The sequence below is a fragment of the Kocuria sp. HSID16901 genome, from assembly GCF_003989425.1.
Lineage (GTDB): Bacteria > Actinomycetota > Actinomycetes > Actinomycetales > Micrococcaceae > Rothia > Rothia massiliensis.
The window spans coordinates 109410-129088 of sequence record NZ_RBLM01000005.1 but is presented as its reverse complement, the minus strand read 5'-3'; the positions used below and the strand labels follow the sequence as shown (position 1 = coordinate 129088).

General features: G+C 60.8%; 18 protein-coding genes and 1 pseudogene. 5 read left to right on the top strand and 14 right to left on the bottom strand.

The features are described from left to right. Positions 1-473: 473 nt before the first annotated feature. From rlmB to D8M21_RS08550, 3 genes are all read right to left on the bottom strand, one after another. Positions 474-1460: a 23S rRNA (guanosine(2251)-2'-O)-methyltransferase RlmB gene (gene rlmB, locus D8M21_RS08560; protein WP_048681297.1), complete on the bottom strand. Its 987-nt coding sequence runs from the start codon at positions 1458-1460 to the stop codon at positions 474-476. A 26-nt stretch (positions 1461-1486) separates the two neighbouring features. Then, entirely contained in the window at positions 1487-2905 is a 1419-nt protein-coding gene (cysS, locus tag D8M21_RS08555; protein ID WP_048681294.1) for a cysteine--tRNA ligase, read from the bottom strand. 134 nt (positions 2906-3039) lie between these two features. Next, positions 3040-3522, bottom strand: coding sequence for a CarD family transcriptional regulator (locus D8M21_RS08550; RefSeq protein WP_048681292.1), 483 nt, complete (start codon positions 3520-3522; stop codon positions 3040-3042). A 304-nt stretch (positions 3523-3826) separates the two neighbouring features. On the opposite strand from D8M21_RS08550, the gene D8M21_RS08545 reads away from it, so the two are divergent. Beyond that, complete coding sequence (locus D8M21_RS08545) at positions 3827-4330, top strand: hypothetical protein (RefSeq protein WP_048681290.1); 504 nt, start codon at positions 3827-3829, stop codon at positions 4328-4330. Positions 4331-4451: 121 nt separating this feature from the next. Here D8M21_RS08545 and D8M21_RS08540 read toward each other — a convergent pair whose 3' ends face one another. Beyond that, positions 4452-5132, bottom strand: coding sequence for a response regulator transcription factor (locus D8M21_RS08540; RefSeq protein WP_048681286.1), 681 nt, complete (start codon positions 5130-5132; stop codon positions 4452-4454). An 18-nt stretch (positions 5133-5150) separates the two neighbouring features. Next, positions 5151-6416, bottom strand: coding sequence for an ATP-binding protein (locus D8M21_RS08535; RefSeq protein WP_048681280.1), 1266 nt, complete (start codon positions 6414-6416; stop codon positions 5151-5153). Positions 6417-6573: 157 nt separating this feature from the next. Here D8M21_RS08535 and phoU point away from each other — a divergent pair, with 157 nt between their 5' ends. Further along, a complete protein-coding gene (gene phoU / locus D8M21_RS08530; protein WP_048681278.1) occupies positions 6574-7236 on the top strand; it encodes a phosphate signaling complex protein PhoU in 663 nt (220 codons plus the stop codon). A gap of 102 nt (positions 7237-7338) precedes the next feature. On the opposite strand, the gene D8M21_RS08525 is transcribed toward phoU, so the two are convergent. The 4 genes and pseudogenes from D8M21_RS08525 to D8M21_RS08515 form a co-directional block, all read right to left on the bottom strand. Next, entirely contained in the window at positions 7339-8085 is a 747-nt protein-coding gene (locus tag D8M21_RS08525) for a phosphoglyceromutase (protein ID WP_048681277.1), read from the bottom strand. A gap of 105 nt (positions 8086-8190) precedes the next feature. After that, positions 8191-8361, bottom strand: a pseudogene (locus D8M21_RS11640) (DUF2516 family protein); the annotation flags it as partial. Between the two features lie 18 nt (positions 8362-8379). Beyond that, positions 8380-8502 carry a hypothetical protein gene (locus D8M21_RS11580; RefSeq protein WP_274542924.1) on the bottom strand — a complete coding sequence of 41 codons (123 nt, stop codon included), beginning with the start codon at positions 8500-8502 and terminating at the stop codon, positions 8380-8382. Positions 8503-8512: 10 nt separating this feature from the next. Next, positions 8513-9793, bottom strand: a complete 1281-nt coding sequence (locus D8M21_RS08515; protein WP_082156775.1) for a trans-sulfuration enzyme family protein — start codon at positions 9791-9793, stop codon at positions 8513-8515. An 81-nt stretch (positions 9794-9874) separates the two neighbouring features. Between D8M21_RS08515 and tmk the strand changes: the two genes are divergently transcribed. Together tmk and D8M21_RS08505 are read left to right on the top strand one after the other, a co-directional pair. Beyond that, positions 9875-10555, top strand: coding sequence for a dTMP kinase (gene tmk, locus D8M21_RS08510; protein WP_126855807.1), 681 nt, complete (start codon positions 9875-9877; stop codon positions 10553-10555). Beyond that, positions 10552-11700 carry a DNA polymerase III subunit delta' gene (locus D8M21_RS08505; RefSeq protein WP_048681272.1) on the top strand — a complete coding sequence of 383 codons (1149 nt, stop codon included), beginning with the start codon at positions 10552-10554 and terminating at the stop codon, positions 11698-11700. The genes tmk and D8M21_RS08505 overlap by 4 nt, the downstream gene beginning before the upstream one ends. An 87-nt stretch (positions 11701-11787) precedes the next feature. On the opposite strand, the gene D8M21_RS08500 is transcribed toward D8M21_RS08505, so the two are convergent. From D8M21_RS08500 to manA, 4 genes are read right to left on the bottom strand one after another with little or no spacing between them, the layout of a single operon-like run. Then, on the bottom strand, positions 11788-13149 hold the full coding sequence (locus D8M21_RS08500) for a PFL family protein (RefSeq protein ID WP_126855806.1): 1362 nt from the start codon (positions 13147-13149) through the stop codon (positions 11788-11790). A gap of 11 nt (positions 13150-13160) precedes the next feature. Next, the gene (locus D8M21_RS08495; protein WP_048681269.1) at positions 13161-13430 is read right to left on the bottom strand and encodes an ACT domain-containing protein; all 270 of its coding nucleotides are present in this window, start codon (positions 13428-13430) and stop codon (positions 13161-13163) included. 34 nt (positions 13431-13464) lie between these two features. Further along, a complete protein-coding gene (locus D8M21_RS08490; protein ID WP_048681268.1) occupies positions 13465-14700 on the bottom strand; it encodes an AI-2E family transporter in 1236 nt (411 codons plus the stop codon). Positions 14701-14751: 51 nt separating this feature from the next. Beyond that, a complete protein-coding gene (gene manA / locus D8M21_RS08485) occupies positions 14752-15981 on the bottom strand; it encodes a mannose-6-phosphate isomerase, class I (protein WP_048681266.1) in 1230 nt (409 codons plus the stop codon). Positions 15982-16083: 102 nt separating this feature from the next. On the opposite strand from manA, the gene D8M21_RS08480 reads away from it, so the two are divergent. Beyond that, positions 16084-17487 carry a phosphomannomutase/phosphoglucomutase gene (locus D8M21_RS08480; protein WP_048681260.1) on the top strand — a complete coding sequence of 468 codons (1404 nt, stop codon included), beginning with the start codon at positions 16084-16086 and terminating at the stop codon, positions 17485-17487. Between the two features lie 156 nt (positions 17488-17643). On the opposite strand, the gene D8M21_RS08475 is transcribed toward D8M21_RS08480, so the two are convergent. Continuing rightward, the gene (locus tag D8M21_RS08475) at positions 17644-19503 is read right to left on the bottom strand and encodes a phosphoenolpyruvate carboxykinase (GTP) (RefSeq protein WP_048681257.1); all 1860 of its coding nucleotides are present in this window, start codon (positions 19501-19503) and stop codon (positions 17644-17646) included. Positions 19504-19679: the final 176 nt, after the last annotated feature.

Here is a 19679-nt window from a genome sequence, read left to right as displayed (position 1 = left end):
CAAACAACCATCACGGGGTGATGATCAAACGTTCATCAGGTCATGCTGAAACCAACAAGAATTTCTACAAAAAACATTGGTACAACATTCTATAAACAAAGCACACTATTGAGTTCTCAAACAACGAGCCCATCAGGAACTAACACCGCTCTAAGCGATGATCACTCCCGTGGTCTTGCTCGAACAACCTTACCGGCTGTTCCTCGGCGAGTCAACTTGACGTTTCCGCCTTGTTCACTTCGTCGACACCCTTCTGAAACCGAAGCTTCAGAGAGTCACAATATTTCAGTTTATACCCTTCAGATCTCCGACGCAAGTCGACAATCTGAAAGAAAGCGAAATTTGTGGAAGCCACTTCCAGGTCTTGGACCCGGTCGCCGTGGCAACTCGCATTACTTTACATACGTCAACGGGCCCTCGCAACTCGAGGGCCCGTGATGTGGGTTACCGTATTCGGGCTCGCGCCCTCTCTTCTAGGAAGAGGCTTGTGACCGCAAGCGAGAGACCTCGTACAAGGCGATTCCGGCTGCCATCGACGCGTTCAACGACTCCATCGCCGAATCGATGGGAATAGAGACGATCTGATCGCACTTCTCGGCGACCAGCCGGGAGAGTCCTTTGCCCTCGGATCCCACGACGATGCACAGCGGTTCGGTCGCCAGATTGAGATCGGGAAGGGCGACGTCGCCGTCGCCGGCCAGACCAACGACAAAAACGCCCTGGTCTTTCAGCTGATCAATCACGCGATTTAGGTTGCTCGCTTTGGCAACAGGAACTCGTGAGACAGCACCGGCACTGGTCTTCCATGCAGACGCCGTCACACCGGCGGCGCGACGTTCGGGAACGATCACCGCGTGGCCGGAAAAGGCCGAGACGCTACGGATGATCGCGCCGAGGTTGCGTGGATCAGTGATCCCATCCAGGGCCACAAACAGCGGGGGCTTCGAAAGGCTCCCTGCATGCCACTTTTCCAGGACGCTGGCCGTCATGTCTCCGGCGTCGGGGTACTTGTAGGGAGGGACCTGTAAAGCAACGCCCTGATGGACGGCGCCCTCGGTCAGGCGTTCAATTTCTCCACGTGTGATTTCCAAAGCCGGGATATTGCGCCGCGTCACGGTGGTGAGGATTTCGCGGATCCGCTCATCCTGCTCCAGGTTCGCCATCACGAAGATGTGTTTGGCAGGGATGTCCGTACGCAGCGCCTCGAGTACGGCGTTCCGCCCCGTAACCAATTCTTCACTCGTGCGTTTGCCGCCGAGTCGCTGCTGGCGAGCAGGACCAGCCGAACGTTGCTGACGTTCAGCCAGCTTCTTCGCCTTATGAGCTTTGTGGTAGGGGCGATCCTCGGCGCGCGGAGTCGGGCCCTTGCCCTCGAGGGAACGGCGTCCCTTGCCACCTGAGCCCTTCAAGGGGGCTCGCTTCTTCTTTCGGATCGCGCCGGGGCGATTCACGTCAGCCATTTTTGCCTTTCTGATCCGGTTCGGTCTTAGACCGACCAGCTTGATCCGTCAGCGGAATCTTTCACGATGATTCCCGCTGCGGACAATTCGTCGCGGATGTGGTCAGCACGGTCCCAGTCTTTCGAGGCCCGTGCGTCGGCTCGTTGGGTCAAGAGTGAGCGGATCAACGTGTCCAAGGCCTGATGCTCCGCGTTCGACGATCCAGCGGAACCGAAGTCCATCAGCTGCGTCAAACCCAAAGCATCCGTCATCGCTCGAACGGCGTCAGCTTCAGCCTCGACCGTGCTCCCGTCTTTGGCCGACAGCGCCGAGTTTCCCGTCCGTACATGCTCGTGCAAGACGGCCAAGGCCTGAGGAATATTCAGGTCATCGTCCATGGCCCGGCCAAATTCTTCGGGCACCTCTGCAAGTCCCGAGCCTCCGCCAGCATTGACCAAGAAGTTTTCTACCCGCTCAACCGCCGTCTTCGCCTCGTCGAGCGAGGTGGGCCGGTAGTCCAGGATCGAACGATAGTGCGCCTGGCCGAGGTAGTAGCGGACGACGAGGGGTCGGGCGGTTGCCAACATTTCCTCCGGGGAAACCGTATTGCCAATCGACTTCGACATTTTGTCGCCCTCGTACGTGACCAACCCATTGTGGAGCCAAAAATTGGCAAACCCACGGCCGGACGCCGTCGACTGGGCTAGCTCATTTTCATGATGAGGGAACCTGAGATCAAGGCCGCCACCATGAATATCGAAACGTTCACCGAGATATTTTCCGGCCATCGCCGAGCACTCCAGATGCCATCCCGGACGCCCCCGACCCCACGGCGACTCCCAAGAAGCAGATTCCGGCTCGTCGTCTTTATGCCCCTTCCACAAGGCAAAGTCTCGGGGGTCCTTCTTGCCTCGGGGGTCGGCGTCGGGCGCGGCCTGCATCTCGTCGATGCTCTGCCTGGTCAAGGAACCGTAGCTCTTCCAGGACCGAACGTCGAAGTACACGTCTCCCGAATCATCGAGGGCCGGGTAGGCGTGGCCGTTATCGATGAGCTCCCGGATCATGGAAATCATCTCGGGAATGTGACCGGTGGCCCTCGGTTCATAGGTCGGTTGCTCGATACCCAAAGCCTGATAGGCCTGCCCAAAAACGCGTTCGAAGCGGTAGGCCAGAGCCCACCACGGCTCCCGCGGGTGTGTGCCCGTGTATCCCTGTTCAAAACTCTTGGCCGAATTCACCAGGATCTTGTCATCGATATCGGTCACGTTCCGAACGGTGGTGACGGCGTAACCGCGGTACCTCAGCCAGCGGCTGAGCTGGTCAAAGACGAGAGCCGAACGGACATGGCCGATATGCGGCATGCCCTGAACAGTGGCGCCACAGTAATAGAGCCGAGCCTCCCCAGGGAAGACGGGCTCAAAATCTCGGACACTGGCCGTATCGGTACTGTAAAAACGCAAGCTCACGCAGTCAGTCTAACGAGAATACGGGCTCGCTTCGTCGTCCACGCCCAAAGCCCCGAATCGACGCGTTAAACGACAAATGCGCGCCCCTCCTTGGTGGAGGAACGCGCTTTCACCGTGATGCGGTCGCTAAAGCATTACGCCTCGAGAATTTTGTCGAGCTCCGTCTCTGCGGCTTCCTCGTCGATATCCTTGGCCAATGCGACCTCGGAGGACAGAATCTGACGAGCCTTCGAGAGCATCCGCTTCTCTCCAGCGGATAGCCCCTTGACCTGTTCCCGGCGCCACAAGTCGCGGACGACCTCGGCAACCTTGAGCACATCGCCGGAAGCAAGCTTCTCGGAATTGGCTTTGAAACGACGGGACCAATTACTAGCTTCCTCGACGTCCTGAGCCTGGAGAACGCCGATGACCTCCTGAAGGCCCTTTTCATCGACGACGTCTCGGACGCCCACCATGTCGACGTTGTCCGCCGGGACCTCAATCGTCAGATCGCCCTGCGCGACCTGCAATTTGAGATACATCTTCTCTTCACCTTTGACGGTGCGCGTCTTGATCTCCTCGATCGTCGCCGCTCCGTGGTGAGGGTAAACGACGGTTTCGCCAACCTCAAAAAGCATATGGATTAACCCCTTTCAGCCAATCCAGTTTACCACGGCCTCAATACACCCCCTTGAGGCGAGTTTCGGACAATGAAGCTCATCAAATTCTGAGGTCTTCGACACCCTTCACATTCGGACTCTGGCCTCCAATCGTGGGGAGGGCCACCTCGTCAGCGCACAGGTTCACGCTGCCTGCGGCACGCGATATTCCTGGATACCGACGAAGCGTCCACAAAAGGCGCTAAACTTACGTGAGAATGAGTCTTCGGCGTTCTCCTCAGAACGTCGGCCGATCCTCGCATCACCACACAAGGAGTGAGACGTGAAGTCTTTTGCTCGCCAGAACGTCCGGCGCGCCGGTGTCACGATGGCTCTTGCCGCAGCCGTTCTGTCCGCAACCGGTTGCGGTTACATCCATCAGCAACCGACCACCATTCACTACGCCGCCTCCGACGGCGTCCAGGCCAATGTTGCCGACGCCAAGTTCCGCAACGTCATGGTGATTGCCAAGGACAAGAACTCACCCGGTCGCTTGCTGGGAACCGTCGTCAACTCCTCAGATAAAGACCTGACACTGACGATCGACACCGGCGACGCGAAAGCCGACGTCAAGGTCCCCGCCAACGGCGAGGTCCGTTTCGAGCAGAAGGAAACCCTGCTTAAGCCCGTCGGCAAGGCACCGGGCGAACTCTTGGAAAACACCAAGATCAGCTCCGGCGCACAGAGCACGACGGCCAATATTCCGGTCCTCGACGGCACGCTGGACGAGTACAAGCAGTACCTTCCGAACTTGGCCGAGACCAGCTCGTCACCGAGCGCCTCCTAACAACCCTGTCGGCCGCGCCAGCGGCACAACGCTCCGAGGCCCCGTTTCCTTGATGGAAACGGGGCCTCGTGGCGTTTTGGCGGTGAAGCCCCCGAGCAAAACGACGGGGGCTACCGGCGGTTTACGGCTCGAATTTGTAGCCGAGGCCGCGGACGGTGACCAGGTACCTCGGGTGCGAGGGGTCCGGCTCGATCTTGGACCGAAGCCGCTTGATGTGAACATCGAGTGTCTTGGTGTCGCCGACGTAGTCGCTTCCCCACACGCGATCGATCAGCTGCCCGCGGGTCAGCACACGTCCCGCGTTGCGGAGGAGCATCTCCAGCAATTCGAACTCCTTGAGTGGCATCGCCGTCTGTTCACGATTGACGCTCACCACGTGCCTCTCAATGTCCATGCGCACCGGGCCGCCCTCCACCGTGGACGAGACAAGTTCTTCCGTTTCGCTCTGCCGGCGTAAGACCGCACGGATTCGGGCGACAAGCTCCCGGGAAGAATACGGCTTGGTGACATAGTCATCCGCGCCCAGCTCCAAGCCGACGACCTTGTCGATCTCCGTGTCCTTGGCGGTCAGCATGATGATCGGAACCTGCGAGCGCTGACGAATCTGTTTGCAGACCTCCGTGCCCGACTGGCCTGGGAGCATCAGATCGAGGAGAACGAGGTCGGCTCCGGCACGATCGAATTCGGCGACGGCGTCGAGGCCGTTGTCGATGACCGTCACTTCAAACCCTTCGCGGCCCAAAAGAAATGCCAGGGGCTCGCTGAGGGCTTCCTCATCCTCGATTACCAGGATTCGCGTCATGCGAGAGATTCCTCCTCGTCAACCCCGGCTTTGCCGGGTATGGGTAGTGTCGTTGTCCGCGTCTGGCGCGGAAGGTTGATCCATCCTGAGGATGGATACGGGTTCTTGATCGCGGACCGGCGCGGGCTCCGATTCCGCCTCGCGCAGGTCTCGTTCGGTCGCCTCGTCGAGCTCGGGAAGCGTCACGGTAAACGTCGAGCCTTGCCCGGGCGTGGACCAGAGCGAAATTTCTCCGCCATGTTGGGCCATCACGTGTTTGACGATCGACAGGCCTAAGCCGGTACCGCCGGTTTGCCGCGAACGCGCGGCGTCTACCCGATAGAAACGCTCGAAGATTCGGTCTTGTTCGTCCTCCGGAATCCCCGGGCCCTGGTCTTTGACGGAAATCGCGATCATGCCGTCTTTAGATCGTATGCCAACGCCGATTCGGGTGTTATCCGGCGAATATCGGATGGCGTTATCGATCAAATTGCGGAGGGCAGTCATCAACAGTTCCGGGTCTCCGTGAACGGGTCGAGTCGCGGCCCCGCCCACACGAATGGAGATGTTCTTGTTTTCGGCCGTCAATTTGTTGCGGTCTGCGGCCTCGTGAACCAACTGATTCACGTCAATAATCTTGCCCTTTTGGACGATGTCCGTTCCCTGAAGCCGGGAGAGCTCGATGATGTCATGCACGAGGGCGGTGAGTCGCGTCGTCTCTTTGTGCAACCTCTTCGTGAAGTGTCGAACCGCCTCAGGATCCTCCGACGATCCTTCGATGGCCTCGGCCAAAAGCCGGACGGCTCCCACGGGGGTTTTGAGCTCGTGCGAAACGTTGGCCACAAAGTCCGTACGAATCGCCTGGGCTCTAGTGATCTCGGTGCGATCGTCGGCAAGCATCAGAATGTATTCGTCCGCCACGGGGGCAATCCGAACGTTAAGCACGAGGACTCCCTGGCCCATCGGGCCGCGGGATATTTCGACGGTCTTTTCCAGAATCACGCCATCCCGCCGGACTTGCCGGATGAGGTCCAGGAGTTCGGGTTGGGTAAGGCTGTGCCCGCGCACGAGCCCGTACGCATAGGAACCTTGCGAGGCCCTCACGACGCCGTCGACCGCGTCCACCAAGACGTAGGCTTGCCCCACGACGGCCAAGACCTGTGCCGCGCCGTCGCTGATGGTAGGTTCATCCACGACCGCCCATTCGGCGCGTTGGCGGTCGCTTTTGCGCAACGCAAAGTGGCTGACCAGACCGAGAGAAAGCCCGATCAGGCACCACATCAGAGCAAAGGCGACAGAACTCACCCCTACAGCTTAAGCATAAGTATGGGCCGAAAGAGGCTTTCGTGGCTTCATCAGACGATGGGTTCAACTAAGGTTCACCCAAGACCGAGGTCTCGTTCATGAGAGATTGGAATTCTGGGAACAATAGTTCCGTGATGTCAGGAAAGGACCGTATACCGTGCGCAAAGTTTTTCAGGCCGAGCTCCAACAGGTGGGAGACGACCTCGTCGAAATTGCGACTCTCGTCGAGGCCGCGTTCGACCGCGCGGCGGATTCGTTGTTGAACGCCGACGTGCAAGAAGCCGAAGAGGTCATCTCGAATGATGCTCGGATCGATTTCTTGCAGAACCAGCTCGACGAGCGTTCGATCGATCTCCTGGCCCTCCAAGGTCCCGTGGCTTCCGACCTTCGCATGATCGTGGGAGCCCTGCGCATGAGTGCTTCTCTCGAACGGGCCGGCGACCTCGCCCGCCACGTAGCGCAGGTCGCCCGGTTGCGTTTCCCCGAGCCGGCCGTGCCCACCGATCTGGTGCCGACCTTCCAGGAAATCATCGACCTGGACAAGACCATCATCAAGTCCGTCATCCAGCTCTTGGAGACCCGAGAGCTGAGCTACGCGGATGAGGTGTACACCGCGAAGGCACGCATCAACACCCTCCACGAATCGGTCTTTTCCCACATCGCAGAGGCCTCGTGGGGCAGCAACGCTCAGACGACGATCGATATGACCCTCGTGTCTCGCTACATGGAGCGCTTTGGTGACCACGGCGTTTCCGTGGCACGCAAGGTGACCTACTTGGTGACCGGAGATTGGGACTCGCAGCCGAACCCCGCGTCCTAAGACCCGCTCTACGCGAAAGATCCGCCCCACGAGGAATTCCTCGTGGGGCGGATCTTTTCTATTGGCCTTCCAGGAGAGCCGAAATTCTCGCCGACGGAAGGGTTACTTCTTGCCCTGGTTTGCGACGGCCTTGATGGCGTCCTGAGCGGCGTCGGGGTCGAGATATTCGCCCGGCTTGGTGGGGGCGAAGTTTTCGTCTAGCTCGTAGTACAGCGGAATTCCGGTCGGAATGTTCAGACCGGAAATCTCCTCGTCGGAGATACCATCCAGGTGCTTAACCAGCGCACGCAACGAATTGCCGTGGGCCGCCACGAGCACCGTCTTCCCGGACGCCAAATCCGGCTTAATGCCCGACTCCCAGTACGGAAGCATGCGCTCGAGCACGTCCTTGAGGCACTCCGTACGCGGGGCATCGTCCACGTCTGCATAGCGTGGATCGTGGGCCTGGGAGAACTCGGAGTCGTCGGACAGCGGGGGCGGCGGGACGTCGTAGGACCGACGCCACTGCATGAACTGCTCCTCGCCGTACTTCTCGCGTACCGCGGCCTTATCTTTCCCCTGGAGATCCCCATAGTGGCGCTCGTTGAGGCGCCAGTCGCGCTTCACCGGAATCCACAGACGGTCCGCCTCGTCCAAGGCGATGTTCGCGGTATTCATCGCGCGACGAAGCAACGAGGTGTGCACGACGTCGGGCAGGATGTTCCTTTCCTTGAGGAGCGCACCACCCTTCGCAGCTTCGGTGCGGCCCTGTTCCGACAACGGAACGTCGACCCAGCCGGTGAACAGGTTCTCTCGATTCCATTCGCTCTGTCCGTGACGGAGCAAAACAAGTTTGTACGTTTCAGCCATGCCCCCATTGTTCCACTTTGAGCGCCCTCATGAGTCGAAACTGTGGGTTAACGACGCATGCCCCGGGCGAACCCGGGGCATGCGTGAGGATGAACATCGACAGCGCTACCTTCTGGTGCGCACCGCCGGACGAACGTCGGCAAGAAATACACCGACCGCGGAGGCGGCGATGAGCTGGATAAACAGGCTCGGCGATCCACCTCGGAAAGCACTGAACATAGACAGCAAAGCGCCCAGCAAGCACGCGCCGGTCACGAGCACCCAAAATTTCTTGGTGCGCTTGAACGCGGACTGTTAGGCGTAGTCGCTCGCGCCCAGGGCGGAGATGAAGGCCCACAACGCCAAGGCAAAGAGAATGAGCCCCAACGCAAAGTTGATGAAATGCTCAGCCATCAGCACGATGTTCAAAATATGCATGGGCCTTAGCCTACCGTGGACCGGTGAATTTCAGGGCACGCGACAGATCCGTCCACAGGTCCTCGACGTCCTCGATTCCCACGGACAGCCGCAATAGTGACGGACTAACACTCGGCGCCTCCCCCGCATGGCGGCGGCGTCGTTCGATGAGGGACTCCACGCCACCCAGCGACGTCGCCGGCGTCCAGAGCTGGGTCTGCTCCGTCACGCGTTCGGCGGCTGCGGCGCCGTCACGCAGAGTGATCGACAAGATGGAACCGAAAGAACTCATCTGAGCCGCCGCACGGTGATGCCCACGATCCGTACTGAGACCGGGATACCGCACCTCGTCGATAGCCGGATGGTCAGCCAACCGCTCGGCGAGAATTTGCGCCGACGACGACGACTGCTTGAGACGTAGAGCCAGAGTTCGCATCCCCCTCAGCCCCAACCAGGCTTCGAAGGGGCCCGGGATGGCACCGGCGAGCGAACGTTCGGCAAGAGCCGCCGCGCGAAGGTCGGGATCCCGGGTGACCACGGCGCCCAAGACGACGTCGGAGTGACCGGCCAGGTACTTGGTCGCGGAATGAACGACGTAGTCGGCTCCCCAGACGAGTGGCCTTTGAACGAGTGGCGTGGCGAAAGTGTTATCCACCGCCGTCCGGACGCCGAGGTCACGTGCCGCTGCGAGCAAGGTCGGGAGGTCGGCGACTTCCAGCATCGGGTTGGTGGGGCTTTCGAGCCAGAACAAGGCGTAGGGTGCGGCGGCGCCAGGCACTGAACCCGGGAGGGCCTGAACCTGCTGGGTGAGCACCTCGAGAGTCGCCTCGGTATCTTCGACGGGCACCTCGACCAATGTGCAGATACCCCGCTCGGCCATCTGACGGACCAAAGCCATTGAACCGAGGTACGTATGCTCCGGCATCACGATGATTGATCCGACCGGGACCTGCCGCACCACCGCCGCGACCGCAGCCATACCCGAGCTGAAGAGCAGGGCCGGAAGTTCGGAGCCCTCGAGGTCGGCCAGGACAGTTTCGAAATCTTCCCATGTGGGGTTGGTGTACCGACCGTAGGTCCGATCCGACGATTGCACGTCCCCGGTGCCATGAAAGGTCGAGGACAAGACGATCGGTTGATTCACCGGCTGGTCATGTTCTCTGGGCGGTCGTCCGGCGGACACCACGAGGGTGTCGCGAGAGAATTCGTTCCGACGTTCGGCTCCGGCAGATTCGGCGCCAAGGTCTGCGGGGTCTAGTTCCGTCGCGTCGGAGTCAATTGGGCTGTGGGTATCCGTCGAATTCTGCTGCATGGTCCACAGGCTACCGGCGTCCCCTGCCCTAACGCCCGTAGACTACGGCGTACGTCGTCGGCGATTCGATAGGCTACGAGGGTGACATCAACCCTGAGCTATTCCCGTGACTCCCCCGCACCGCAGAGGCCGGGGACCTTCATCGTCTTCGAAGGCGGCGACGGTAGCGGCAAGTCGACCCAAGCCCGACTTCTTCGCGATCGACTCCTCGAACTCGATCGACCCGTCACGCTGACGCGGGAACCGGGAGGCACCGATATCGGCGAACGGATCCGCGCCCTCGTTTTAGACCACGGGCAAGGCGAGATCGACGCTCACACCGAAGCACTCCTTTACGCGGCGTCTCGAGCCGCCCACGCCCACCAGCTCATCGCCCCGGAACTCGACGCCGGCCGAATCGTCATCTGCGACCGCTACATCGACTCTTCAGCCGCTTATCAAGGAGCTGGGCGTGGTCTCGGCGAGGAGAACATCACGAACCTCTCTCGATGGGCCACCGAGGAGCTTCTTCCCGATATCACCGTGGTGCTCTCGGTGGATGTGGCAGACGCACGACGTCGCATGGCAAACCGGGGTGCCGCGGACCGGCTCGAATCCGAGCCCGACGAATTTCACCTCAAGGTTCAGGAATCTTTTCGGTCGTTGACCAGTGACGCGACCTCTGGCCGGGTCCGGGTCGATGGCACGGGAGAGCCCCACGAGGTAGCCGCTCGCGTGTGGGAAGCCGTCGCCCCGGTGCTCCGGGAGGAGGGGACGCGATGAACGTTTGGGATCAATTGGTGGGTCAGCCCCAGGCCGTGAAACAGCTCCGCAGGGCGGCGGCCTCTGAGGCGGTTCCGCACGCCTGGCTCTTCACGGGGCCTCCCGGATCGGGCCGGTCCGTCGCCGCACGCGCTCTGGCAGCGGGACTCTTGTGTGAACGCCCCGATCCCTCCGAACGAGGCTGCGGAGAATGCAAGTCCTGCCGGACCGCGATGTCCGGGACCCATGCCGACGTCACGAATTTCGCGACCGAAAACGTCAGCATCAAGATCGAAGAGGCTCGCGAGCTCGTGGTCAAGGCCCAGGATCGGCCCGCCGTCGGGCGCTGGCGGATCTTGGTGGTCGAAGACGCCGACCGAATGCCCGAGCGGACCTCGAACGTTCTCCTCAAGGCGATCGAAGAACCGCCACCACATACCGTGTGGTTGCTCTGCGCACCGAGCCCTATCGATGTCCTCGTGACCATTCGTTCCCGGTGCCGCGCGGTGAACCTCAAAGTTCCCGGCGCCGAGGAAGTCGCGGAACTTCTGGAACGTCGCGATGGGGTCCCCAGCGAGACGGCCCTTCGAGCCGCACGGCTCGCTCAGGGGCATATCGGTATCGCCCGTCGATTAGCAATGTTCCCCGATGCGAAGCAACGCCGAGAAGACGTGGTGCGGTTGCCTCTGGGTCTGGACGGGATCAGCTCGGCCGTGGCCGCCGCCGAGCGTCTGATCTCCACGGCAGAGGCGGAAGCTGCCGCAGACGCCGAAGAACGGAACGAGCGGGAAAAGAATGATCTGCTCGTGACGCTCGGCGCCCCAGAATCGGGCCGGGTTCCACCCACGGTCAAGGCTGCGATCCGTCGGTTGGAAGAGGACCAAAAGCGTCGTGCCCGCCGCATTCAAGTCGATACACTTGATCGCTTCTTGATCGATCTCACGACGTTCTTCCGGGATGTCTTGACGCTGCAGCTCAAGACGGGGTCATTGCTGATCAACCATCACCTGGAACGAGAGCTCGGAGACTACGCCCTCAACTCCAGCGCCGAACGCACCCTCGAGCAGATCGATACGATCAACCTCACCCGACGTCGCATCTCGACCAACGTCAACCCACGGCTCGCCTTCGAGGCGATGGCGGCCAGCTTAATCCAAAGACACTGAGGCCGCGGCCCAGCGCTCCCGAGTGCGGTGGGACCGATTCAACCGACCGCACCGCTCGTCCCGAAGCCGCGGCGTCGTCCGTGACCGCTAGTTACGGAACCCGTGCACCGGCGACGGGATATGCCCGGATCGCCGGACGAAGACCTCAGACGACCCCTGGTGAGCCGGCATCACAGGTGCCCGCCCCAAAAGCCCACCAAACTCGATCAGGTCGCCCACCTCCAAGCCCACAGCCGGGATCACACGGACGGCCGTGGTCTTGTGATTCATGACCCCGATGGCGGCCTCGTCGGCGATCATCGCGGATATGGTTGACGCGCTGGTTTCTCCAGGGACGGCGACCATGTCCAAGCCGACCGAACAGATCGCGGTCATCGCCTCGAGTTTGTCCAAAGTGATCGCGCCCTGAGCAGCGGCCTCGATCATGCCGATGTCTTCGGAGATCGGGATGAAAGATCCGGACAGGCCGCCGACGCGCGAACACGCCATCAGACCGCCCTTCTTCATCGCGTCATTAAGCAGAGCCAGAGCCGCCGTGGTCCCGTGAGTTCCGACGATTTCCAAGCCCATCTCTTCCAGCACGCGGGCCACGGAGTCTCCGACCTCGGCCGTGGGCGCCAGGGAAAGGTCCACGATGCCGAAATCCACGCCGAGTCGTTCCGCGGCGAGGTTTCCCACCAGCTGGCCGACCCGGGTGATCTTGAATGCGGCCTTCTTAATGGTTTCGGCACATACGTCCAATGACGCGCCGGGAACCTTCTCCAGGGCACGTTTGACCACGCCGGGCCCCGAGACGCCCACGCTTACCACGCAATCGGCTTCCTGAACCCCATGGAACGCCCCTGCCATAAAGGGGTTATCCGAGACGGCATTCGCAAAGACGACGAGCTTGGCGCAACCAGAGCCGTGTGAATCGGCCGTGAGATCGGCGGTGCGTCGGATGACCTCGCCCATCTGCTGGACGGCTGTCATATTGATTCCGGCGCGGGAGGAGCCGATGTCGACCGACGAGCAGACGACGTCGGTTTCCGCGAGCGCGTTGGGGATCGAGTCCATGAGAATGCGATCAGCAGGACTTTGGCCCTTATCGACGAGGGCCGAGAATCCACCGATGAAATCCACGCCGACGGCTCGAGCTGCGGCGTTGAGGGTCCGAGCGAATTCCGTGTAGTCGGAGTCCGAGGAGGCCCCGGCCACGAGCGCTATCGGGGTTACGGAAATGCGCTTATTGATGATCGGGACGCCCAATTCGGCCTCGATACCGCGGGCGACCGATACGAGATTGCGCGCGTACCGGGTGATCTTTTCGTAGATTTTCTGCCGGGCGCGTTCCCCATCGGAATCGATGCAGTCGAGCAGGGAGATTCCCATGGTCACGGTTCGGATGTCGAGCTTATCTTCCTCGATCATCTGAATCGTTTCGAGGATATTCGCGTTAGTTTCCATCATGAGCGCCGTCCTTAGAGGCTGTGCATCGCTTGGAAGATGGATTCCGCCTGAATCCGGATTTTCACCTTGGCGGACTCACCCACGGGCTCCATGGCGGCCTGAATATCCTCAATGGTCTGGGAATCTTCGTCGAATTCCCCCTGCATGATCATGGTGAAGTAGTTTTCCATCAACGTCTGAGAAACGTTGAGGATGTTGACGTGTTGTTCGGCCAAACCGGATGACACCGCGGCGATGATGCCCTCATGATCCAGGCCCGTAACAGTGAGGATAATTTTCATGTCGTTCTTTCTGGGAGGCTGTAGTCGAGGTCGGCTATTCCTGGGTTTCGGCTTCGCTCTTCGCGCGAAACCTCAGCGCACGCGCACGTTTCAATTGACGCCTCTCGCCACGTTGCGATTCTTCTGAGTCGCGCGGGGCGCCGTAGGTCTTACGCAAAGAGTACCGGCCGTCATCGGTCATGGCGTCTTGGCTCTGTGACAGATCATTTGGTTTGCCCCGGGAATCGAAGGCGATACCAACCCATCGGGACCGCACATCCGAATCAATAAAGACGGCCTTGAAAAACAAGGTCAACGGGACCGCGAGAATTGCGCCCAAGGGGCCGACGATGGCGGACCAAAAGATCAGAGATACGAAGGTGACCGTGGTGTTCAGGCCCACCGCGTCGCCGGTGATCTTCGGTTGAATCACAGCCTGAGCCACAAAGTTTATGACCGAGTACAACACCACGACCCAAATGGCGGTGGCGGGCCCACCGGCGAGCAAGCCAAGCAACGCGGGCGGGATCAGACCAATGATGAATCCAACGTTCGGAATGTAGTTCGTGACGAAGGAAAAGACGCCCCAGGTAAACGCCAGGGGCACGCCGAGGATCATGAGGGCGATCGTGTCCAAGACGGCGACGATGGCGCCGAAAATAGTATTGACCACCCAATATTTGGACGTGCGGTGGGTGAAGTCCGCGAATGCCGCGCCGAGACCGGGTTGGGAGGTGGTCAGGCGTTCGCGGCGTCCCGTAACGACCGTGGAGTCGATAAAGAGGAAAGCCATGACCATGACGAGCACGAACATCTGGGAGCTGGCCGAGGAGAGTCCGCTGAGTATCGTGGTCACCGCGCTCAGGACTCGCGCCGGTTGCATGAAGTTCAGGATCGACTGACCGATGTCGGTTTCGTTAAGCCCCAGATCAGACATCCACTGTTGAGCCTGCTGGTACAGGACCCCAAACTTTCCGCTATATCCGGGCAAGGTGTCGACCAGTTGCACGACCGCCACCACCATGGAAGCGATGATTGCCAACAGGATCGCATACAGGAATAGCGCCACGGTCACCGTGGCCAGCCACCGCGGTAGCTTGCGATCTTGGAGCCACAGTCGCATCGGGCGAACAGCCACGACGAGCGAAAAGGCTAAGAACATGGGACCGAAAATCTCGGAAATGGACTTGAGGCCACCCATGAGGACGACGAGGGCGGCAAGGGCAACCAGGGAGACGACGCCCATGGGCAAGCCGTACCCCCGGTGGCTTTTCTCGTCGGCTTGGGTCATAGCTCTCTGAGTTTCCCTTTCAGTCATACGGAATCCGCGGGTAATTCGAGATCAGGAGGCCGGGGCCGCAGGATCGTAGCCGGCAATGAACACGCTTCCTTGGCCGGTGAACGTGAGCCGGTCCGCCGTGCCGATGTGTAGCACCGACCGCGCCCCAGACAACGAAACCTGCTCTTGGGGAGAAGCAATTTCGACGTCGCCAGCAACGCACAGGATCGCGGCCAGCCCATTGCACTCGTACGAACGCTCTTCGCCCGCGGTCACCTCCACGCGATCCAGGCGGAGCCGAGGATCCCACAGATCGTAGGTGGAGACTCCCGGCTGAACCTCCCGTCCCGCTCCCAGCTCCGGTGCCGGCTGCTCCTGCACGACGGTGGCCAGCATCTCTTTGACGTCCACGTGCTTGGGTGTGAGCCCCGCGCGCATCACGTTGTCGGAGGGATTCATGATTTCCACGGCGGTGCCTTGAATGTAGGCGTGAATATACCCGTGCGGCGTATGCGCCGACTCCCCCGGTTTGAGAAAGAGCTGATTCATGGCCACAGCCACCAGAATCCCACGGTCCCCGGGATACGCGTCGTGAAGTAACAAGATCAGGTCGGCGACGGCGTCGACGGCAAATCCCGGCCGATCGCGACGCTCCGCCGCGCCTTCTTCGTCAAACGGATGGCGCAGGCTCCAGTCCATGGCTGCGTTGACCGTGGCTTCAACTGCCACCGAAGCGCTCGTCTCGTCCTTGGCGAAGAGCCCTGTGACGATGTCCGCGGCGTTATAGTCCGCCAATTCTGCCAACCACGTGAGGTTGAGGCACCGGGCGATCTCTTTGAGTTCGTTCGCCGGGCGGATGCCGGTCAGGATGCGAAGCGGGGAATACGCGACCACGGTTTCGGGCTTGGAGCGACGATCTTTGTAATTACGCTCTGCCGCGTCTCGCGAGATGCCCTCCGCTTCTTCCCGCTCGAAGCCTGCCGCAGCCTGCTCCTCGGAAGGATGAACCTGGAGAGACAGAGGGGAATCGATCGCGAGGATTTTGAGGAGATAGGGAAATTCTGTGAGGCCTTCCGGCAGAACGGTCGCTGGGTCCTCCTCGATGAGGTCGGCCAGCCGGCGCTCACCAAGATCCGTCGTCACTCGTGAGGAGGATTTTGGGTGCGCTCCAACCCAAAGCTCCGCTTCCGGTTGCTCCGAGGGCGCCTGTTCACCGCGTAACCGAGCGAGCGTATCGCGTGTGCCCCAGGCGTAATTCTGAATCGGATTGTCCATGTTCAACAGCTGGCCCATAACGCACAATCCAACCACAACCGACGGCACAAGCGCAGGGACATGAGGCCCGTCACGCTCGCGATCCCGAGGAATTCCCGGAGCAGAACGTAGAATTCGAGGGTGAGCATTAACCTAAACGAGTCATTCAAGGCCTACGACGTTCGAGGCATCGTGGGCGAGACCATCACCCACGAATCCGTGCGCGCTACCGGTGCAGCTTTCATCGACGTCCTCGGTTTGGCCGGATCCACGGTTTTGGTCGGGGGAGACATGCGCCCCTCGTCCCCCGAATTCATCGACGAATTCGCGGCTGGGGCCACCGCTCGGGGAGCCGACGTCGTCAAGATCGGCTTGATCTCCACGGACGAGCTGTATTTTGCCTGCGGAGTGTTCGACGCGCCAGGCGTCACCTTCACGGCCTCTCATAATCCGGCCGAGTACAACGGCATGAAAATGTCCAAGGCCGGCGCCGTTCCCGTCTCTTCCGAGACCGGCCTCTACGAGATCCGCGACCGGGCGCAGACCTACCTCGCCGAAGGCATCCCGACCGCCGAAGAAACCGGCGTCGTCGAGGAACGCGACATCCTGAGCGATTACGCGAAGTACCTCCGTGAGCTCGTGGACCTTTCTGACATTCGTCCGTTGAAGGTCGTCGTCGATGCCGGCAACGGCATGGGTGGCAAGACCACCCCGGCCGTCTTGGGCGACGCCGTTCTGCCCGGGCTGCCGCTGGAGATCGTGCCGATGTACTTCGAACTCGACGGCACCTTCCCGAACCATCCTGCGAATCCTCTGGAGCCGGAAAATCTCCGGGACTTGCAGGCCGCCGTCGTCCGTGAAGGAGCCGACATCGGCCTCGCTTTTGACGGCGACGCCGACCGCTGCTTTGTGATCGACGAACGTGGCGAGCCCGTCACTCCCTCGGCCATTGCGGCACTCGTTGCGGAACGGGAGATCGAACGTGCCCAGGCTGCTGGCGAGGCCGAACCGGCGATCATCTACAACCTCATCACGTCGAAGGCCGTTCCCCAGCTGGTCGAGGCCAAGGGCGGTCGACCCATCAAGACCCGTGTGGGGCATTCCTTCATCAAGGCCGTGATGGCCAAGGAACGGGGAGTATTCGGCGGCGAACACTCCGCTCACTACTACTTCCGTGATTTCTTCAATGCCGACACCGGTATGCTCGCGGCGATGCACGTTCTGGCCGCGTTGGGCGCTCAACAGAAGCCGCTTTCGGAATTGGCCGAAAAGTACTCCCCTTACGTCGCCTCGGGTGAGATCAACTCCAAGATCGACGACAAGGTCGCGGCGGTACAGCGCGTTCGGGAGGGGCTGGCCGAGCAAAACGTCGAGATCGAAGAATCCGACGGCACGACCTTCACGCATCGGGACGAGGGCTGGTGGTTCAACCTGCGCCCCTCCAACACGGAGCCTTTCTTGCGCCTGAACGTTGAAGCACCAGATGTTTCGACCATGGAGCGCGTACGCGACCTGGCGCTGAGCCTGGTCCGCCAGGAAGGCTGAACTCCACTCAGATCGTGAGGCGATGATCCTCGAAAAAGGCGGCCCGGCAAATATTTGCCGGGCCGCCTTTTGACGAGCGTAGCGTTCCCATGACGACGCGCGGCCCGAAACGCTTCAGGTTTCGGACCGCGCGCAGGCTCGGGGAACGCCCTACCGTTAAGAATTCAGGCGCTGCTCCAACGCATCGCGCTGGCGACGAAGTTCCTCCGGCACGTGATCGCCGAGCTTTTCTAGCCACTCGTCGATACCCGGCAACTCGGCCTTCCACTCCTCGTGGTCAACGGCAAGGGCCTGTCGAATCTCGTCCTCCTGGCCATCCAGGCCGGTGAGGTCGAGGTCCTCGAGGTTCGGGACAATGCCGACCGCGGTGTTCCGGCCACCGCCCTCTCCCTGAAGGCGCTCGACGATCCACTTGACGACGCGCGAGTTCTCGCCGAATCCAGGCCACGCAAAACCGCCGTCGGCCGTGCGACGGAACCAGTTCACGTAGAAGACCTTCGGCATATTCTCTTCGCCGTACTTCTCCGCGACGTTGATCCAGTGCTTGAGGTAATCCCCAGCGTTGTAGCCAATAAACGGCAACATGGCCATCGGATCGCGACGCACGACGCCGACCTGGCCCTTAGCGGCCGCGGTGGTCTCAGAGGATAGCGTGGCCCCCTGGAAAACGCCGTGTTCCCAATCGAAGGATTCCGAAACCAACGGAACCGTGGTCTTACGACGTCCACCAAAGATGATGGCGGATAGGGGCACGCCCTCGGGGTCGTCGTATTCGGGAGCGAGGATATCGACCTGCTTGATCGGGGTGCAGAAACGCGAGTTCGGATGCGCGGCGGGGCGGCCCGAATCCGGGGTCCAGTCTTGCCCCTTCCAGTCGATCAGGTGGTCGGGCTTTTCGTCCGTCATGCCTTCCCACCAGACGCCTCCGTCGTCGGTCAGAGCGACGTTGGTGAAGATGGTGTTGCCCTGTGCGACGCCGCGCATCGCGTTGGGGTTAGTGCTCCAGCCGGTGCCCGGCGCGACGCCGAAGAGGCCTGCCTCCGGGTTGATGACGCGGGGCTTGCCGGCTTCATCGAAGGTGATCCACGAAATGTCGTCTCCGACCATCTCGGCCTTCCAACCGTCGATGGTGGGCTCGATCATGGCGAAGTTCGTCTTACCGCACGCCGACGGGAAAGCGCCGCTGACGTAGTGGGTCTGGCCCTTGGGGTCGGTGACCTTGAGAATCAGCATGTGCTCGGCGAGCCAGGCCTCGTCGTGCGCGATAGCCGAGGCGATGCGCAGGGCGTAACACTTCTTTCCCAGCAAGGCGTTACCGCCGTATCCGGATCCGAAGGACCAAATCGCTCGCTCTTCGGGGAATTGAACGATGTACTTATCCGGATTGCACGGCCACGGAACATCGGCCTCGCCGTCGGCGAGCGGAGCTCCCACGGAATGGAGCGCCTCCACGAAGAAAGCATTCTGGCTCTCCATCTTGCGCAGCACCTCGCTACCGATGGTCGCCATGATGCGCATCGAGCACACGACGTAAGGCGAGTCGCTCAACTCGACGCCAAACTTGGGATCTTTGGCATCCAAATGGCCCATCACGAAGGGAATGACGTACAGCGTGCGGCCGCGCATGCATCCGCGGTACTTCTCCGTCAGGGTTTCCTTCATCTCTTCGGGATCCATCCAGTTATTGGTGGGTCCCGCCCCTTCACGGGTCTCGCTGCAGATGAAGGTTCGCTCTTCGACGCGTGCCACGTCGTCAGGATCGGAGAATGCGGCGAAGGAGTTCGGGAATTTTTCTTCGTTGAGCCGCACGAAGGTTCCTGCATCCACGAGTTCCGTGGTCAGCTGATCCCATTCTTCCTGAGAACCATCCACCCAGTGGATGGCATCGGGCTGGGTCAGCTCCGCGACCTCGCGCACCCAGGTCAACAGTTTTTGATGGGTGGTGGGAGCCTTGTCCAAGGCTTCAGCAACGGCTGGCTTGAGCTTGTCGTTGTTTCCGACGGCGGTGTCAGTCATTATTTGTTCCCCTTAAGGAGGTTCCGGCCCAGGATCGAGCCATCACTCACGACGTTGTGTGGGGCGGTTCGGCACAACAGCCTCGATCCCATCAGCTCCGAATTTCGAACCGATCTTCACGAGGCCAGACCTATCACCCCTTGTGACATGAACCAGAGTAGCTTACAGGCCCTCGG

Bases quoted from the DNA above. Each gene is read 5' to 3' on its own strand.
- D8M21_RS08475 (WP_048681257.1), bottom strand. From the start codon at position 19,503: ATGACTGACACCGCCGTCGGAAACAACGACAAGCTCAAGCCAGCCGTT.
- manA (WP_048681266.1), bottom strand. From the start codon at position 15,981: ATGGGCCAGCTGTTGAACATGGACAATCCGATTCAGAATTACGCCTGG.
- D8M21_RS08505 (WP_048681272.1), top strand. From the start codon at position 10,552: ATGAACGTTTGGGATCAATTGGTGGGTCAGCCCCAGGCCGTGAAACAG.
- rlmB (WP_048681297.1), bottom strand. From the start codon at position 1,460: ATGGCTGACGTGAATCGCCCCGGCGCGATCCGAAAGAAGAAGCGAGCC.
- D8M21_RS08500 (WP_126855806.1), bottom strand. From the start codon at position 13,149: ATGATGGAAACTAACGCGAATATCCTCGAAACGATTCAGATGATCGAG.
- D8M21_RS08495 (WP_048681269.1), bottom strand. From the start codon at position 13,430: ATGAAAATTATCCTCACTGTTACGGGCCTGGATCATGAGGGCATCATC.
- D8M21_RS11580 (WP_274542924.1), bottom strand. From the start codon at position 8,502: ATGCATATTTTGAACATCGTGCTGATGGCTGAGCATTTCATCAACTTT.
- D8M21_RS08515 (WP_082156775.1), bottom strand. From the start codon at position 9,793: ATGCAGCAGAATTCGACGGATACCCACAGCCCAATTGACTCCGACGCG.
- D8M21_RS08490 (WP_048681268.1), bottom strand. From the start codon at position 14,700: ATGACCCAAGCCGACGAGAAAAGCCACCGGGGGTACGGCTTGCCCATG.
- D8M21_RS08540 (WP_048681286.1), bottom strand. From the start codon at position 5,132: ATGACGCGAATCCTGGTAATCGAGGATGAGGAAGCCCTCAGCGAGCCC.
- D8M21_RS08550 (WP_048681292.1), bottom strand. From the start codon at position 3,522: ATGCTTTTTGAGGTTGGCGAAACCGTCGTTTACCCTCACCACGGAGCG.
- D8M21_RS08525 (WP_048681277.1), bottom strand. From the start codon at position 8,085: ATGGCTGAAACGTACAAACTTGTTTTGCTCCGTCACGGACAGAGCGAA.